The following is a 16,620-nucleotide window of genomic DNA, read 5'->3' as shown; positions in this document are numbered from 1 at the left end:
TGTATCTATGCTGTGCGCATGTCTCCCGCGCCCACCGTCCAGGACAGACAGCCCCCCGCCGCCGAGCGGGTGTACGCGCACGTCAAGGAGGCGGTACTGCAACGGCACTACGAGGGCGGCACGCTGCTGACCGAAGGCGACCTGGCCGAGGCCGTGGGGGTCTCGCGCACGCCCGTCCGCGAGGCGCTGCTGCGGCTGGAGGCGGAGGGGCTGCTCAAGCTCTACCCCAAGAAGGGGGCGCTCGTGCTGGCGGTGTCCGCCCAGGAGATCGCGGACGTGGTGGAGACCCGGCTGCTGGTGGAGAAGCACGCCGTCGGCAAGGCCGTACCCGCCCCGCCCGCGCTGATCGACCGGCTGGAGGAGCTCGTCGACGACATGCGCCGGCAGGCGGCGGCCGGCGACCTCGCCGCCGTCTCGCTCAGCGACCGCGCCTTCCACGCCGAGATCGTGCGCAGCGCCGGCAACCGCATCCTCTCCGGCCTCTACGAGCAGCTCCGCGACCGGCAGTTGCGCATGGGCGTGGCCGTGATGCACGCCCACCCCGACCGGATCGCCAAGAACATCGCCGAGCACACCGAGATCCTTCAGGCCCTCCGCGCCGGGGACGCCCCGGAGGCCACGGCCGTCGTCGACCGGCACATCAGCTGGGTCCGCAATCTCGCCCGGGGGGAGACCCGATGAGCCAAGCCCCGACAACACTGCCCGGCGACCCACCCGGCGGCCGCCGGGCCGTGGCCGTCTGGGGAATCGGCGTCGCCGTCTACTTCGTCGCGATCATCTTCCGCACCAGCCTGGGCGTCGCCGGCCTCGACGCCGCCGAGCGCTTCCACATCAGCGCCTCCGCCCTGTCGACGTTCTCCATCCTCCAACTCCTCGTCTACGCCGGCATGCAGATACCCGTCGGCCTGATGGTCGACCGGCTGGGCACCCGGAAGGTGCTGGCCCTGGGCATCGTCCTGTTCACCGCCGGACAGCTCGGCTTCGCCCTCGCCCACTCCTACCCCGCCGCCCTGGCCTGCCGGGCCCTGCTGGGCTGCGGCGACGCGATGACGTTCATCAGCGTGCTGCGCCTGGGCGCCCGCTGGTTCCCCGCCCGCAACGGCCCGATGATCGCGCAGGTCGCGGCCCTGTTCGGGATGGCGGGCAACCTCGTCTCCACGCTCCTACTGGCCCGGCTGCTGCACACCGCCGGCTGGACGGCGACCTTCGCGGGCAGCGCCGCGGCGGGCGTGGTCGTCCTCGTGCTGATGCTCTCCTTCCTCAAGGACCACCCCGACGGCCACGAGCCCGCCCCCGGCCCCCGCCCCGGCAAGGGCTTCGTACGCCGCCAGATCCTGCTGGCCTGGCGCGAACCCGGCACCCGGCTGGGACTGTGGGTGCACTTCAGCAGCCAGTTCCCCGCCATGGTCTTCCTGCTGCTGTGGGGGATGCCGTTCCTCATCGAGGCCCAGGGGCTCGACCGGGGGACGGCGGGCTCGCTGCTCACGCTGATCGTGCTGGTGAACATGGCCGTCGGGCTCGTCTACGGCCAGATCATCGGCCGCCACCACGCGGCGCGCCTGCCGCTGGTGCTGGGCACGCTGGCCGCCACGGCCCTGCTGTGGGCGGCCGTCGTCGGCTGGCCGGGGGAGCGCGCCCCGATGTGGCTGCTGATCACGCTGTGCGCCGTGCTCGGCGCCTGCGGCCCCGCCTCGATGATCGGCTTCGACTTCGCCCGCCCCGCCAATCCGCCCGAGCGCCAGGGCACCGCCTCCGGCATCGTCAACATGGGCGGCTTCGTCGCCTGCATGACCACGCTGCTGGCCGTGGGCGTCCTGCTGGACGCGACCGACGGCAGCTACCGCGTGGCCTTCGCCTCCGTGTTCGTCCTCCAGGCGCTCGGGCTCTCCCAGATCCTGCGGCTGCGGGGCAGGGCCCGGCGGCGCGAGCGGGAGCGGATCGTGGCCTCGCGCGTGACGACCGTCCACGTGCCCGTGTGGGCGGAGGGCGACGTCAGGGGGTGACCCGCGTCAGGGGGTGACCGCGAACTCCCGCAGGATCGCCCCCGCCAGCTGCCGGTCCCCCTCGACCCCGACGCGGTCGGCCACCGCCTCCGGCCGCACCCGCCCGCACGCCAGCCGGGCGTACGTCTCCCAGTCCAGCGAGAACGTCACCGTCGGCCCCAGCGAGACGCTGCCGTCGATCGTCCCCTTGCCCTGCGGCCCCACCCGCACGGTCCGCAGGAACTCCAGCGGCCCGTGCACGTCGAAGGCCGCCGTCATCCCCGGCCTGGCCCCCGCCTTCCGCGCGACCACGTCCGGCAGGGCCGTCAGCAGCACGTCCCGGGCGATCTGCGCGGCCGGCGAGTCCAGATTGCCCGGCACGCCCAGCGCCCGGCGCACGTCCTGCTCGTGGGTCCACACGTCGAAGGCCCGCACGGCCAGGGTGCGTTCGAGGGTGCGCTCGCTGCCGCTGCCCAGCGGCCAGCGGATCATCGTCTGCGGGGAGCGCGACTCGTTGCGCAGCTGACGGCGGCGCCGGATGATCGTGTACTCCAGCTCGGAGGTCATCTCCAGCGCCGTGTGACAGCGCCGGACGTCGACCTGCACCTCGATGTAGCGCGAGAACTCGTCGGTGACGTGGCGCAGATCGCGCGGCAGCGTATGGATCGGCCGCGGCTCGCCCAGCATTTCGCACTCGACCCCGATGACGTGCGAGACCACGTCGCGCACCGACCACCCCGGGCACTCCGTGGCCCGGTTCCAGTCGCTCTCGGCGAGCGGTGTGACCAACTCGTTGACGGCTTCGATGGAATGCGCCCAGGCGTCGATCGCGGGCTGAAGGCTGGGGTGGACTGTCACGGGCGGATCCCTCGGGCGATGCTGGGCGATGGCTGCGTGCGCGTGGGTGGCAAGTGCTGTCTGGGCTCTCCGCAGTTAAGTTACGCTGCGGACGGTCGTCCCTGCAGAGGTTTCGTGTGACGCATGCGGAGAGTGGTGGTACTGTGCGCGCCTCTTTGATCCAGCTCGGTGTGGACGACGACGAGCCCGTCGCCGCCCGTCGCGAACGCGCCGCAGGCCTCGTCCGGTCGCTGCGCGGCAGCGACCTGGTGGTGCTCCCCGAGCTCTGGCCGGTCGGCGCCTTCGCCTACGAGTCCTTCGCCGCCGCGGCCGAGCCGCTGGACGGACCCACGGCCGAGGTCATGTCGCGGGCCGCGCTCGAGACGGGGGTGTGGCTGCACGCGGGCTCGATCGTGGAGCGGGCCGAGGACGCGATGTACAACACCTCGCTCGTCTTCTCCCCCACCGGAGCCCTCGTCCGCACCTACCGCAAGATCCACCGCTTCGGCTTCGACCAGGGCGAGGCCGTCCTGATGGGCGCCGGCGACCGCCCCGTCACCGCCCGCCTCCCCGAGGCCGTCGTGGGCCTGGCCACCTGCTACGACCTGCGCTTCCCCGAACTCTTCCGCGCCCTGACCGACGCCGGCGCCACGGCCTTCGTCGTCCCCGCCGGCTGGCCCGAACGCCGCCGCGAGCACTGGAGCCTGCTCGCCCGCGCCCGCGCGGTGGAGAACCAGGCCTACGTCCTGGCCTGCGGCACGGCCGGCACCCACGCGGGCGTGCCCCAGGCCGGCCACAGCGTCGTCGTCGACCCCTGGGGCGAGGTCCTCGCCGAGGCGGGCCACGACGAGGAGATCCTCACCGCCGACCTCGACACCGCCCGGGTGGCGAAGATCCGCGAGGAGTTCCCGGCGCTGAAGGACCGGGTGCTCGGACGTTAAGTCCGTATTCTCGATTTCTGGATTTCGTGAACCAATGTGCGCACTCCTGGCCAGCGTGGAGACGTGCACCAACACGCCACTGCTGACCTGTGCGTGCGCCTGTCCCCGGACCGGGAGGGCAAGACCGCGATCGACCGTCAGGAAGCCGACTGCCGGGCATGGGCGGAGCGCAACGGACTGACCGTCCGCAAGGTCCACATCGACCGTGGACGTTCCGGCTACAAGAACGTCAGCCGCAAGGGGTTCGACGCGGCGATCACAGCCGTCACGGCCGGTGTCGTGGGCGTGCTGATCGTCTGGAAGCTCGACCGGCTCTCCCGTAAGGGCATCGGCGAGGTCGGCAAGGCACTGGACGACATAGGCAGGGCCGGCGGGCGGCTGGTCTCCGTCATGGACGACCTCGACACGAAGAACGACAGTGCCCGGGTCGCCATCGTGAAGCTGGCGGAACTCGCGCGCAACGAGTCCCGCAATCTGGGGATGCGCGTCGGCAGCGCCAAACGGTACCTACGCCAGCGGGGGCAGTGGATCGGTGGGCAGCCGCCTTACGGACTGCGGGTGGACCCGGAAACGAAGAAGCTCGTCCACGACCCCGATACCGCCGTCTACGCCCGACTGATCGCTGACGAAGCGTTGTCCGGGAAGGCTCTCGTCCACATTGCCCGGCTGCTGAACCAGCATGGAGTGGAGTCGGCCCGCGGAGGCGAGTGGAACTCGTCCAGCGTCATGCAGCTCATTCGCTCACCGGCCTTCGCCGGGCTCATGCCGCAGAGCGCTGGGTGCAGAGGGAGGACCCGGAGGTGTTCGCGAAGCGGGATGCCATCGAGGCGGAAATCGAGGACGAAGAGGCCCGGCTGGCGGACCTGGAGGAGGCCAGGTACGTCCGCGGCGAGTTCGATGGCGCAGACGCCATTGACCGGTACAACCGACTCGCCGGACGACTTCGTATTCGTGTCGAGGGGCTGCGCGCGGATCTGCTGCGGATGCCGACTCCTTTCGCTGACATCTCCCCGCTCCTGGATGCCGGACTTCTGCGTGAAGCCCGGGAAGCCGACGATGCGGCCGGCAGGCGCGAGCGCCTTGGCCTCGCGATTGACCGCGTAGAAGTCCGGCGCGGGAAGGTGGGCGTCAGGTTCGACGGTGACGAGCGCTGCCGGATCGTCTGGGCGACGAGAGACGGTGCCCGGGGCGGAGTCAGCAGGGTGACAAAGTGATGGAATAACGGCCGAAGCCCATTACCTTAGGCGGACAGCCGATGGTGTCGTGCGGACGTGACCTGGCGTTCACGGGCGGCTGGCAAGCTTGAAGCATGAACGATGCTGCCTCGGCGCACCCTCCCGCGTCTGCGCCCCACCGTGCCCGTGTCCGTGCTCCCGAGCTGATCGGCAAAGGGGGGTGGCTCAACACCGGCGGCAAGGATCTGAAGCTTGCCGACTTCCGAGGTCGCATTTTGATCTTGGATTTTTGGACGTTCTGCTGCGTGAACTGCCTGCACGTCCTCGACGAGCTGCGCGAGCTCGAGGAGGCGCACCGCGACACCGTGGTGATCGTCGGCGTGCACTCGCCGAAGTTCGTCCACGAGGCCGACCACCAGGCCGTCGTCGACGCCGTCGAGCGCTACGAGGTCCACCACCCCGTCCTCGACGACCCCGAGCTCGCCACCTGGAAGCAGTACGCCGTCCGCGCCTGGCCCACGCTGGTCGTCATCGACCCCGAGGGCTACGTCGTCGCCCAGCACGCGGGCGAGGGCCACGCCCACGCCCTCGCGAAGCTGGTCGCCGAGCTGGAGGCCGCCCACGAGGCCAAGGGCACCCTGCGGCGCGGCGACGGCCCGTACGTCGCCCCCGAGCCCGTCGCCACCGACCTGCGCTTCCCCGGCAAGGCCGTCCTGCTGCCGAGCGGCAACTACCTCGTCTCCGACTCCACCCGCCACCAGCTGGTGGAGCTGGAGGCCGACGGCGAGACCGTCGTCCGCCGCGTGGGCACCGGCGAGCGCGGCTTCACCGACAGCCCCCCGAGCTTCAGCGAGCCCCAGGGCCTCGCCCTGCTCCCCGACGGCACGGTGATCGTCGCGGACACCGTCAACCACGCGCTGCGCGTCTACGACCCCGCCACCCAGGCCGTGGCGACCGTCGCCGGCACCGGGCGGCAGTGGTGGCAGGGCTCGGCCACGTCGGGCCCCGCCCGCGAGGTGGACCTCTCCTCGCCGTGGGACGTGGCCTGGTTCGCGGACCGGGTGTGGATCGCCATGGCGGGCGTGCACCAGCTGTGGACGTACGACCCCGCCACCGCCACCGTCGGGGTGGCGGCCGGCACGACCAACGAGGGACTGGTCGACGGCCCGGCCGCCGAGGCGTGGTTCGCCCAGCCCTCCGGCCTCGCGGCGGCCGGGGACCGGCTGTGGCTCGCCGACTCCGAGACGTCGGCGCTGCGCTACGTGGAGGCCGACGGGGACGGCTTCGCGGTCCGTACGGCCGTGGGCGCGGGCCTGTTCGACTTCGGGCACCGTGACGGCGACGCCGGCCAGGCGCTGCTCCAGCACCCGCTCGGCGTGACCGCGCTGCCCGACGGCTCCGTCGCCGTCAGCGACACCTACAACCACGCGCTGCGCCGCTACGACCCGGCGACGGGCCAGGTGACGACGCTCGCCACCGATCTGCGGGAGCCCTCGGACGCGGTCCTCGTCGGCGAGGACATCGTGGTCGTCGAGTCGGCGCGGCACCGGCTGACGCGGCTGCGGCTTCCGGAGGAGGCCGTGCGCGTGGAGTCCGTGGCCCACCGTACGCAGCGGGAGGCCACGGAGATCGCTCCGGGGAAGCTGGTGCTGGACGTGGTCTTCCAGGCGCCGGCCGGGCAGAAGCTCGACACCCGCTACGGTCCCTCGACGCGCCTGCTGGTCAGCTCCACGCCGCCCGGCCTCCTCGCGGACGGCGCCGGCCAGGGCACGGACCTGAGCCGTGAGCTGGTGCTCGCCGACGGGGTGACCGAAGGGGTGCTGCACGTCTCCGCGATGGCGGCGTCGTGCGACGACGACCCGGCCAACGAGTACCCCGCCTGCCATGTCCACCAGCAGGACTGGGGAGTTCCGGTGCGGGTCGTCGAGGCCGGGGCGGCGCGGCTGCCGCTGGTCCTGGCGGGCCTCGACGCCTGAGCGGCTGAGGGGGGCACCGGATCAGCTCAGCGGGTGATCCGGTGGTCCTCCTCCACGACGCGGGCCGCCGGGGGCGGTGGCTGCATCCTGCGGCGCTTGAACACGCTCACGTAGGCGCTCAGCCCCAGCAGGCCGGCCGCCATGAGGATCAGGCCCACCAGCGTGATGTTCATGCCGTCGATCTGCCAGTCGACCGCGAAGGTGAGGATGCCGCCCGCCGCGATCAGACCAATGCACCATCCCATTCCCATGGGAAACGCCTCCAGACGTGGTCGGCCCCTACCGGCGTAACCGGCCGGGCACAGGGCGGGTACCCCCGCCCGGCGCCGCGAACCACGTCCCCCTCACGCCGGGGCCGCCACCGCGGCTACCACTTGAGCGCGGCGGCCTCGTCGTTCAGCCAGTACGAGGTGCGGGCCGAGTCGTCGATGTGCAGCTTCCCGTCCGGCAGGGACGCCTGGGACGGGCTGCCCTCGATGGGGTCGCCCTTCGCCTGCTGGAAGGTGACCGAGACCTCCCGGGCGTCGCGGCCCTTGCCGCCCGAGCCGTCGGCGGCGGAGACGCGGACGCCGGCGTAGGCGGACTTGCCGGGGGCGAGGCTGACGCGGTCCTGCGGCCGGCTCTCCTCGACCACGCCGGCCGTGGCCTGGTCCTGGTCGAAGCGCAGGAACGGGAAGCCGTAGGCGAAGCAGGGCGACTTCGAGGTGTTCGTCGCCACCAGCAGCACGTGGTTGACGGGCGACTTCACCGCCTTGACCTCGACCTTGACGGAGTCCGGTGCGCAGGCGTCGCCCTTGTTCCGCGGCTTGCCCGTGTCGCCGGCCGAGTCGTCACCGCCGTCGCTGCCCTCGGCCCCGTCTCCCTCGGCCCCGTCCCCCGGGGCCATGGACGCCTGCTCCTCGCCCTTCGCCTTGTCCTCCTTGGCGTCGGAGCCGCCGCAGGCGGTGAGGGTGAGGGCGGCCACGGCCGTGAGCGCGGCGGCGGCGATCCGCAGGGTGCGAGTGGTCATGCTTCCCCCGGTGGGACGTTCGAGTTGTCGGGCTGTGTATATCAGCCCCCGCCCGGGCGGGGGGCGGCGTGTCAGCCCTCGAGGAAGGCGGTGAGCGCGGCGGCGAGGAGGTACGGGTCGTCGGCGCCGCACAGTTCGCGCGCGGAGTGCATCGACAGGATGGCCACGCCGATGTCCACGGTGGCGATGCCGTGGCGGGCGGCCGTGATGGGGCCGATGGTGGTGCCGCAGGGGACGGAGTTGTTCGACACGAAGTGCTGCATCGGCACGCCGGCCCGCTCGCAGGCGGCGGCGAAGACGGCCCGGCCGCTGCCGTCGGTGGCGTAGCGCTGGTTGACGTTGACCTTCAGCAGGGGGCCGCCGTTGGGCATCGGGTGGTGGCCCGGCTCGTGGCGCTCGGCGTAGTTGGGGTGCACGGCGTGGCCGGTGTCGGAGGAGAGGCAGATGGTGCCGGCGAAGGCGCGTGCCTTGTCCTCGTACGTACCGCCGCGCGCGAAGACCGAGCGCTCCAGGACGTTGCCGAGCAGGGGGCCTTCGGCGCCGGTGTCGGACTGGCTGCCGTTCTCCTCGTGGTCGAACGCCGCCAGCACCGGGATGTACGGCAGGCCCTCGGAGCCGATGGCGGTGGTCAGCGCGGCCAGACCGGCGTGCACCGACAGGAGGTTGTCCATGCGGGGGCCGGCCAGCAGCTCGCGGTCGCGACCGAGGTAGGCGGGCGCCTCGACGCTGTGCACCATCAGGTCCCAGCCGCTGATCTGCCCGGCCTCCAGGCCGGCTTCCTCCGCGACGAAGCGGATGAGGTCGCCCTCGGTGACCTCGCCCAGGCCCCAGATGGGCGTCATGTGGCGCTGCTTGTCGAGCTTGAGGCCGTCCTGGTTGACGGTCCGGTCGAGGTGCACGGCGAGCTGGGGGACGCGCAGCAGGGGCCGGTCGACGTTGACGAGGTGGTCGCTGCCGTCGCGCAGCGTGACCCGGCCGGAGAGGCCGAGGTCGCGGTCGAGCCAGGTGTTGAGGAGCGTGCCGCCGTAGAGCTCGACGGCCACCTGGCGCCAGCCGTGCGCGCCGGTGTCCGGCAGTGGCTTGACGCGGAGGTTGGGGGAGTCGGTGTGGGCCCCGATGATGCGGAACGGGGTGGCGGCGGTGGCCCCTTCGGGGACGTACCAGGCGATGACGGCGCCGCCACGCGTCACGTACTTGCCGCCGGCCTGTGCGTCCCAGGAGTCGGTCTCCGCGACCTGGCGGAAACCGGCCTTCTCCAGCCGCTCGGCGGTGTTGGCCACCGCGTGGTACGGCGACGGGCTGGCCGCGAGGAAGGTCATCAGGTCGTCGGTGTGGCCGCGGTCGAAGCGGTGCGCAGAGCTCATGGCCTCAGGATAGGGATCAGGGCAAGAGCCGGGCGGTCCTTTCGGCGCCCGGCTCCTGCCCTTCGCGTGAGTGGATTCCGGCGGTCCGGAAGCGGACTAGAAGGCGGCCTCGTCCAGCTCCATCAGCGACTGGTCGACCGCCTCGGCGAGCGAGCGCTCGACGGCCACGACCGGCAGGACCGTGTGGGCGAAGAACTTCGCCGCCGCGATCTTGCCCTCGTAGAAGGCCTTGTCCTTGGAGGAGGCGGCCGGCAGCTTCTCGGCGGCCACGGCCGCGCCCTTGAGGAGCAGGTAGCCGACGACGACGTCACCGGAGGCCATCAGCAGGCGGGTGGTGTTCAGGCCCACCTTGTAGATGGACTTGACGTCCTTCTCGGTGGCGGCGAGGTCGGTCAGCATGGCGCTGACGATGCCCTCGAGGTCCACCGCGGCCTTGGCGAGCTTCTCGCGGGCCTCGGCCAGCTCCTCGCCGCCCGCGGCCTCGGCGAGGAACTTCTTGATCTCCTCGGAGAGCGTGGTCAGGGCCTGGCCCTGGTCGCGGACGATCTTCCGGAAGAAGAAGTCCTGGCCCTGGATGGCCGTGGTGCCCTCGTAGAGGGTGTCGATCTTCGAGTCGCGGATGTACTGCTCGATCGGGTACTCCTGCAGGTACCCGGAGCCGCCGAAGGTCTGCAGGGACTGCGCCAGCTGCTCGTAGGACTTCTCCGAGCCGTAGCCCTTGACGATCGGCAGGAGCAGGTCGTTGAGGCCGTGCAGGGCCTTGGCGTCCTCGCCCGCGGCCTCCTTGACCAGGATCTCGTCCTGGACCGAGGCGGTGTAGAGCACCAGGGCGCGCATGCCCTCCGCGTACGCCTTCTGCGTCATCAGCGAGCGGCGCACGTCGGGGTGGTGGGTGATGGTGACCTTGGGCGCGGTCTTGTCCATGAAGTTGGCCAGGTCCGGGCCCTGCACGCGCTCCTTGGCGTACTCCAGCGCGTTGAGGTAGCCGGTGGAGAGGGTGGCGATCGCCTTCGTGCCGACCATCATGCGGGCGAACTCGATGATCATGAACATCTGGCGGATGCCGTCGTGCTTCTCGCCGATGAGCCAGCCCTTGGCGGGGTGCTTGTCGCCGAAGGTCATCTCGCACGTGTTGGAGGCCTTCAGGCCCATCTTGTGCTCGACGTTGGTGGCGTAGACGCCGTTGCGGGCGCCCAGCTCGCCGGTCTCGAAGTCGAACTCGTACTTCGGGACGAGGAAGAGGGACAGGCCCTTGGTGCCCGGGCCGTGGCCCTCGGGGCGGGCGAGGACGTAGTGGAAGATGTTCTCCGCCATGTCGTGCTCACCGGAGGTGATGAAGCGCTTCACGCCCTCGATGTGCCAGGAGCCGTCCTCCTGCTTGACGGCCTTGGTGCGGCCGGCGCCCACGTCCGAGCCGGCGTCCGGCTCGGTGAGCACCATGGTGGAGCCCCACTGCTTGTCCACCGAGAGCTTGGCGATCTTCTTCTGCTCGTCGGTGCCCTCGGCGTAGAGCACGCCGGCGAAGGCCGGGCCGGAGGAGTACATCCAGATCGCCGGGTTGGAGCCCAGGATCGTCTCGGCGAAGCCCCACAGCAGCGAGCGCGGCGTGGTGGTGCCGCCGATGCCCTCCGGGATGCCAAGGCGCCACCACTCGGCGTCCATGTAGGCCTGGTAGCTCTTCTTGAAGGACTCCGGGACGGGAGCGGTGTTGGTCTCCGGGTCGAAGACCGGCGGGTTGCGGTCGGCGTCGACGTAGGAGGCGGCCAGCTCGTTCTCCGAGAGGCGGGCGATCTCCGACAGCACGCTCTTCGCCGTCTCGACGTCCATTTCACCGAACGGGCCGGTGCCGTACAGCTTGTCGCGACCGAGAACCTCGAAGAGGTTGAACTCGATGTCGCGGAGATTCGACTTGTAGTGGCCCATGACAGACGGCTCCGTAGGTGACGGGAGGGCGATCCTCTGTGCGTACCGGTCAGTAAGAAGCATGATGCTACCCAGCGGTAACAAGACGCAAGACCTGATCGCCCAACTGTGACTCGTTACGCTTTGGCCCATGTACGGCTACGACCAGAACGCGGCACAGCAGGGCTACGCGCCGCCGCAGCAGCCCGGCGGCTACGGCGAACAGCCGCTCTACCCCGAGCCGTCGCCCCCGTCGCTCGCGGACGCGGTACGGGCCTTCACCACGGGCCAGATGTCCGCCGAGGACTTCCAGACGATCTTCTCCACCTCCAAGGTCTACTGCCCGCGCGGCGACAACCCCGGCTTCCTCGCGCTGCACAACACCCAGCAGCCGGTGATCCCGATGTTCACCTCGCTCAAGGAACTGCGCCGGTACGCGGGCAAGGAGTCCAAGTACTTCGTGATCACCGGCGCCGAGGTCCTGGACCTCCTGCCGACGGGCTACGGCTTCGTCCTGGACATGGAGGGCGACCACCGGATCGTCTTCGACGCGAAGTCGGTGGAGCAGATGGTCGACTTCGCCATGCGGCGGATGTACGGCTGACCGGGGCCGGTCTTCAGGTTCCGGGCGGTTATTTCGTGGCGCGCTCGTAGAGCTTGCGGGCCGCCGCGCCGAAGTAGGGGCTGTACGACGTCTCCTCGTCGCCGCCCTCGTCCTTGCCGCCCAGGACGCCGACGAGGGTGCCCAGGCCCGTCGAGGCGTCGACGTCGGTCAGGAAGGGGCTGCCGCTCGTGCCGTTCGGCAGGCGCTCGCAGTCGAAGCGCAGCTGCCCCGCGCTTTCGGCGGCCGTGCTGTTCTGGCAGGAGACGGGTCGCTCCGCCTCGTTGGGGTAGCCGAGAACGCGGGTGGGCCGCTCGCGGGGCGGGTCGAAGCGGACGCGCTCGGCGCCCGTGACGCGCTCGAGGGGCGCGGTCCCCTCCGCCGGGCGGACGCGCAGGAACGCCACGTCGTGGTCGGGGTCGCGGCCCTTCGCCCACTCGGGGGCGACGTCGGCCGAGACCGGCACCCACACCCCGTACGGCGCCTTCCCGTCGCGGTAGCCGGGGACGAAGGCGATGTCGGTGCGGAAGCCGCCCATGTGCACGCAGTGCGCGGCGGTCGCGATCAGGTCGCCCCTGCGGCTGTGGACGACGCTCGCCGTGCAGCCGTGGCCGGGCACGCCCCCGGCGGTGTAGAACAGCGGCCCGATCGCGGGCGACGGCTCGGCCTCGGCGGCGGCCAGGGGCTCCGAGGCCGGCAGGGGATCCCTGCGGCCGGCCGCGCCCCGGGCGGCGGGGGCGCTCAGCGGTGCGGGCTCCTCGGCGCGTACGGCGCTCTTCATGGCCTCGGCCGCCGCGTCCGCCTGGTCCCTGGGCTGCTCGAAGTGCCCGGTGGAGTCCCCCTCGGCCGTCGGTCCGCCCGTCGCCGGGACGCGGCCCGCCACGAGCAGGCCGGCGACGGCTATGGCCGCGACGACGGCGACGAGGAGGGCGAGATGTCTCAGGCGCATTGATCAAGTGTCTCCCGCCGGGAATGAACCCACCCTTGCCGATGGTTCACTATTCAACTAACTTGGAAGGCGCAACCACCCGAGGAGGCCGCAATGCCCGCCGTGACCGTAGAGAACCCGCTGGTCCTGCCCCGTGTCGCCGCACCCGCGCACACGGCGCCGCAGCGCCCGGTGCTGCACGTCGGCACCGCACCGGGGGGCCTGATCGACGGCACCTTCGTGCACCGCGACTCCCACGGGGGCGGCGGCACGATCCGGGGCGGCGACACCCAGTGGATGACCGCCGGCTCCGGGCTGCTGCACATCGAGGCGCCGCCGGAGGAGCTCGTCGTCAGCGGCGGACTCTTCCACGGCCTCCAGCTGTGGGTGAACCTGCCGCAGAAGGACAAGATGATGCCGCCCCGCTACCAGGACATCGGCGGCGGCAAGGTCGCGCTGCTGACGTCCCCGGACGGCGGCGCGCTGATCCGGCTCATCGCGGGGGAGATCGACGGCCATCAGGGCCCGGGCATCACCCACACGCCCATCACGATGGCGCACGTGTCCCTGAACCCCGGCGCCGAGCTCACCCTTCCCTGGCGCCCCGACTTCAACGCCCTCGCCTACGGTCTCGCCGGGCGCGGCACCGCGGGCACCGAGCGGCGCCCGTTCGGCACGGGCCGGACCGTGGTCTTCGGCGACGGCGACTCCCTCACCGTCAGGGCCGACGACACGCAGGAGTCCCGCAGCCCGAACTTCGAGTTCGTGCTGCTGGGCGGGCAGCCGATCCGCGAGCCCATGCGGCACTACGGGCCGTTCGTGATGAACACCGACGCCGAGCTGAAGCAGGCCTTCGATGACTTCCAGGCCGGACGCCTCGGGGTCATCCCGGTGGACGAGGGGTGACGGCGGTCAATAGCCGTTGCCCGGGTTGTAGTCGCTCCACCAGGAAGCCGTCAGCGCGGCGAAGACGATGAAGAGCACGATGCCGAGCACCGCGATGATCGTCGAGATCAGCGAGAACAGCCGTGCCTTCGACGACGAGTCCGCCGCGCCCGCGTAGTCGCCCATCTCGTACTTGCTGTTCACCTGCGAGGCGAAGATCACCGCCGCGATGCCGAGCGGCCAGAAGAGGATGATCGAGATGATCGACCAGACCAGATGGCTGGCCGGCCGCGGGGGCGGCACGCCGTAGTACGGCTGCTGCTGGGGAGTGCCGTAGCCGGGAGGGTACGAGCCCGGCGGGGTGTACGGGCCCGGCTGCTGCTGGGCGCCCGGCGGAGGCGGCCAGGAGCCGGGCTGCGGAGCCGTGCCGGGCTGGGGGGTTTCCGAAGGCCGGCCCTGTGGCGGGGGCGGCGGATATCCGGAGCTGCCGTCGGCACGGGTGGGTTGTTCGCTGCCGGGCGGAGGGCGGCCGGACGGGGGCCGGTCCTCCGGAGGGGGTGGGCGGTCCTGCCACGGTTGCTGGCTCATGAGCCCTCCTCGTCCGCGTGATGAACTCGGAGCCTCTGACTCCAGGCTCACTCCGGCGGAGGACCGCCGCAACCAGCCGCGCCCCCGCCGCCACCGCCTGCGTCCCGCCCTCGGACCGCGCCTTCGCGCCCGCCGGACGGCACCCCCGGGGAACGGGTCAGGTGATCGCCTCGAAGTCCGTCTCCATGGGGGCCTCGTGGAGCTCGAACCAGATGTTCTTGCCCTCGCCCCGGGGGTCCACGCCCCACGCCTCGGCGAGCAGCTCCATCAGCACCAGGCCGCGCCCGGAGGAGGCCATCTCCCCCGGGTGCCGGCGGTGCGGCAGCTCGTCGCTGGCGTCCTCGACGTCGACCCGTATCCGCCGCTCGCCCGGCCGCCCCGATATCTCGGCCATCAGCAGCGCGTCCCCGTCCGTGTGGACCAGCACGTTGGTGACCATCTCGGAGACCATCAGCACCGCCGAGTCGGTCTGGTCGGGGTCGGGCCAGTCGTGCATGAGGTCGCGGATGTGCTGCCGGGCCTCGGCGATGCGCTCGGGCTCGGCCTGGGCGATGGTCAGCACCGTGCGCCGGGGCGGGCGCGGCACGGCGGGCGGGGCGCCCACCTCGGCCGGCGCCGGGAGCTCGCGGCGCAGGAGCAGCAGGGCGATGTCGTCCTCGCGGCGGTCGATGAGCGGCCCGGTGGTGTAGTGCGAGGGCGGCCCGTGGACGGCCTGGACGAGGGCGTCGGCGAGCTTCTCCAGATTGCCCCCGTTATGGTCCGCCGGGTGCCCCTCGACGACCTCCCGCAGCCGGTTCCAGCCGGTCTCCAGGTCGTGGCCGCCGGTCTCGATCAGGCCGTCGGTGCACACCAGCATCGTCTCGCCGGGCTCGAGCGTGATCCGGGTGATGGGGTAGTCGGTGTCGGGCACGATGCCCAGCGGCAGGCCGCCCGCCGTGGGGCGTACGAGCATCGTGCCGTCGCTGAGCCGGATCGCGGGGTCCGGGTGGCCGGCGCGGGCGATGACCAGCAGTCCGCTGTTGGGGCAGGCCTCGATGTAGAGGCAGGTCGCGAAGCGCTGGTCGGCCGACGCCTCGGAGTCCTCGTCGCCGTTGATGCCGGCCAGGAAGCGGGAGGCGCGGGAGAGCACGGCGTCGGGGTGGTGGCCCTCGGAGGCGTACGCGCGCAGGGCGATCCGCAGCTGTCCCATGAGCCCGGCGGCGCGCACGTCGTGTCCCTGGACGTCCCCGATGACCAGGGCGATCTTCCCCGACGGCAGCGGGATCATGTCGTACCAGTCGCCGCCGACCTCCAGGCCGCCGCCGGTGGGCACGTAGCGCGCGGCGACGGCCATGCCGGGGACGTCGGGTCGCAGGGTGGGCATCATCGAGCGCTGCAGGCCGACGGTCAGCTCGCGCTCGGACTCGTGGACGCTGGCCCGGCCGAGCGCCTGGGCGAGCATCCGGGCGACGGTGGTGAGCACCGAGCGCTCGTCGGGGGTGAAGGAGACCGGGATGCTGAAGCCGGCCATCCAGGCGCCGATGGTGCGGCCCGCGTTGATCAGCGGCAGGAAGGCCCAGGACCGCCGGCCGAAGCGCTCGACCAGCGGGTAGATGGTGGGGAAGCGGCGCCGGTAGTCCTCGGGGGAGGGGAGGTAGACCGCGCGGCCGGTGCGGATCACCTCGGCGGCCGGGTAGCCGGTGTCCATGGGCTGGTCGAGGAACTCCTCCATGTCGCCCGGCGCGTAGCCGTGGTGCCCGATGAGCTTGACGCGGCCGCCCTCGCCGACGAAGACGGCCAGCCCCGACGGCTCGAAGCCCGGCATCGACAGCGTCGCCGCCACGCGCAGCACCTCGGCCGTCGAGCGCGCCTCGGCCAGCGCCCGGCCGGCGTCCAGCAGGAAGGCCTCGCGGTTGCGTCGCCAGTCGCCCGTGACCGGGGTGCGCGCGGCGGTGGTGCCCGGCTGCGGCTCGGGGACCTCCTCGATGGTGCCCACCAGCGTGTAGTCGCCGCCGTGCCCGAAGGGCCTGGTGCGGCTGCGCACGGTCCGCAGGACCCGGCCCTCCTCGTCGACGACCCGGATGCGGGCCTCGGCGAGGGTGCCCTCGGCGACGGCCAGGTTGATGATGCCCTGGACCTCCACCCAGTCCACCGCGTGGAAGCGGGCGCGGGCGGCGGACTCGGTGAGCTCCACGCGGGTGGGGGGCATGCCCAGCAGCCGCGCGGCCTCGGCATCGAAGGTGACCCTGCGCGAGGCGTTGTCCCAGTGCCACAGTCCGGTCGCGACGGCGGCCAGTACGTCCTCGGTGCGCATTGCCCCACTTTATGCAGGTATGTGCAGCAGAGACCACCGATGCCGGGTGGGGATGCCGGGTGGGGCAGTACCCTTGCTGGGTGCTGTATGCACACTGCCCGCACGGTAACCCGGTGCGGCGGCCCTGTGCAGCTCGGCA

The 16,620-nt window shown here is 71.8% G+C and carries 15 protein-coding genes; 7 read left to right on the top strand and 8 right to left on the bottom strand.

The genetic code is table 11. The features are described 5' to 3' along the window. Positions 1-18: 18 nt before the first annotated feature. Positions 19-681 carry a GntR family transcriptional regulator gene (locus IE295_RS12245; protein WP_190063619.1) on the top strand — a complete coding sequence of 221 codons (663 nt, stop codon included), beginning with the start codon at positions 19-21 and terminating at the stop codon, positions 679-681. Then, positions 678-2,003 (top strand): MFS transporter, encoded by a 1,326-nt coding sequence (locus IE295_RS12240; protein ID WP_190063618.1) that lies wholly within the window; start codon positions 678-680, stop codon positions 2,001-2,003. The genes IE295_RS12245 and IE295_RS12240 overlap by 4 nt, the downstream gene beginning before the upstream one ends. A gap of 6 nt (positions 2,004-2,009) precedes the next feature. Here IE295_RS12240 and IE295_RS12235 read toward each other — a convergent pair whose 3' ends face one another. Continuing rightward, entirely contained in the window at positions 2,010-2,840 is an 831-nt protein-coding gene (locus tag IE295_RS12235; protein WP_190063617.1) for a maleylpyruvate isomerase family mycothiol-dependent enzyme, read from the bottom strand. 143 nt (positions 2,841-2,983) lie between these two features. On the opposite strand from IE295_RS12235, the gene IE295_RS12230 reads away from it, so the two are divergent. From IE295_RS12230 to IE295_RS12220, 3 genes are all read left to right on the top strand, one after another. Further along, on the top strand, positions 2,984-3,760 hold the full coding sequence (locus IE295_RS12230; RefSeq protein WP_190063616.1) for a carbon-nitrogen family hydrolase: 777 nt from the start codon (positions 2,984-2,986) through the stop codon (positions 3,758-3,760). A 63-nt stretch (positions 3,761-3,823) separates the two neighbouring features. After that, the gene (locus IE295_RS12225) at positions 3,824-4,864 is read left to right on the top strand and encodes a recombinase family protein (protein WP_190063615.1); all 1,041 of its coding nucleotides are present in this window, start codon (positions 3,824-3,826) and stop codon (positions 4,862-4,864) included. Positions 4,865-5,069: 205 nt separating this feature from the next. Then, complete coding sequence (locus IE295_RS12220; RefSeq protein ID WP_190063614.1) at positions 5,070-6,911, top strand: NHL domain-containing thioredoxin family protein; 1,842 nt, start codon at positions 5,070-5,072, stop codon at positions 6,909-6,911. A gap of 26 nt (positions 6,912-6,937) precedes the next feature. Here the strand turns inward: IE295_RS12220 and IE295_RS12215 are convergent, their stop codons facing one another. The 4 genes from IE295_RS12215 to IE295_RS12200 all read right to left on the bottom strand — a co-directional run bounded on the left by IE295_RS12215 (position 6,938) and on the right by IE295_RS12200 (position 11,207). Continuing rightward, positions 6,938-7,162, bottom strand: coding sequence for a DUF6458 family protein (locus IE295_RS12215; RefSeq protein WP_190063613.1), 225 nt, complete (start codon positions 7,160-7,162; stop codon positions 6,938-6,940). A gap of 116 nt (positions 7,163-7,278) precedes the next feature. Continuing rightward, a complete protein-coding gene (locus tag IE295_RS12210; RefSeq protein ID WP_190063612.1) occupies positions 7,279-7,920 on the bottom strand; it encodes a DUF4232 domain-containing protein in 642 nt (213 codons plus the stop codon). Positions 7,921-7,991: 71 nt separating this feature from the next. Further along, positions 7,992-9,284 carry a M18 family aminopeptidase gene (locus IE295_RS12205; protein WP_190063611.1) on the bottom strand — a complete coding sequence of 431 codons (1,293 nt, stop codon included), beginning with the start codon at positions 9,282-9,284 and terminating at the stop codon, positions 7,992-7,994. A 96-nt stretch (positions 9,285-9,380) separates the two neighbouring features. Then, a complete protein-coding gene (locus IE295_RS12200; protein ID WP_190063610.1) occupies positions 9,381-11,207 on the bottom strand; it encodes an acyl-CoA dehydrogenase in 1,827 nt (608 codons plus the stop codon). Positions 11,208-11,337: 130 nt separating this feature from the next. Between IE295_RS12200 and IE295_RS12195 the strand changes: the two genes are divergently transcribed. Next, a complete protein-coding gene (locus IE295_RS12195; protein WP_190063609.1) occupies positions 11,338-11,790 on the top strand; it encodes an SseB family protein in 453 nt (150 codons plus the stop codon). A gap of 28 nt (positions 11,791-11,818) precedes the next feature. On the opposite strand, the gene IE295_RS12190 is transcribed toward IE295_RS12195, so the two are convergent. After that, positions 11,819-12,736 carry a trypsin-like serine peptidase gene (locus tag IE295_RS12190; RefSeq protein ID WP_190063608.1) on the bottom strand — a complete coding sequence of 306 codons (918 nt, stop codon included), beginning with the start codon at positions 12,734-12,736 and terminating at the stop codon, positions 11,819-11,821. A 93-nt stretch (positions 12,737-12,829) separates the two neighbouring features. On the opposite strand from IE295_RS12190, the gene IE295_RS12185 reads away from it, so the two are divergent. Then, positions 12,830-13,621: a pirin family protein gene (locus IE295_RS12185; RefSeq protein WP_190063607.1), complete on the top strand. Its 792-nt coding sequence runs from the start codon at positions 12,830-12,832 to the stop codon at positions 13,619-13,621. A gap of 6 nt (positions 13,622-13,627) precedes the next feature. Here IE295_RS12185 and IE295_RS12180 read toward each other — a convergent pair whose 3' ends face one another. Together IE295_RS12180 and IE295_RS12175 are read right to left on the bottom strand one after the other, a co-directional pair. Next, a complete protein-coding gene (locus IE295_RS12180; RefSeq protein WP_190063606.1) occupies positions 13,628-14,188 on the bottom strand; it encodes a CD225/dispanin family protein in 561 nt (186 codons plus the stop codon). 157 nt (positions 14,189-14,345) lie between these two features. After that, entirely contained in the window at positions 14,346-16,481 is a 2,136-nt protein-coding gene (locus IE295_RS12175; RefSeq protein ID WP_190063605.1) for an ATP-binding SpoIIE family protein phosphatase, read from the bottom strand. Positions 16,482-16,620 lie beyond the last annotated feature (139 nt).

Source organism: Streptomyces griseocarneus, assembly GCF_014655595.1.
GTDB classification, from domain to species: Bacteria; Actinomycetota; Actinomycetes; order Streptomycetales; family Streptomycetaceae; genus Streptomyces; species Streptomyces griseocarneus.
The sequence above is the reverse complement of the archived record's forward strand: the minus strand, read 5'-3'. Positions and strand labels throughout refer to the sequence as shown.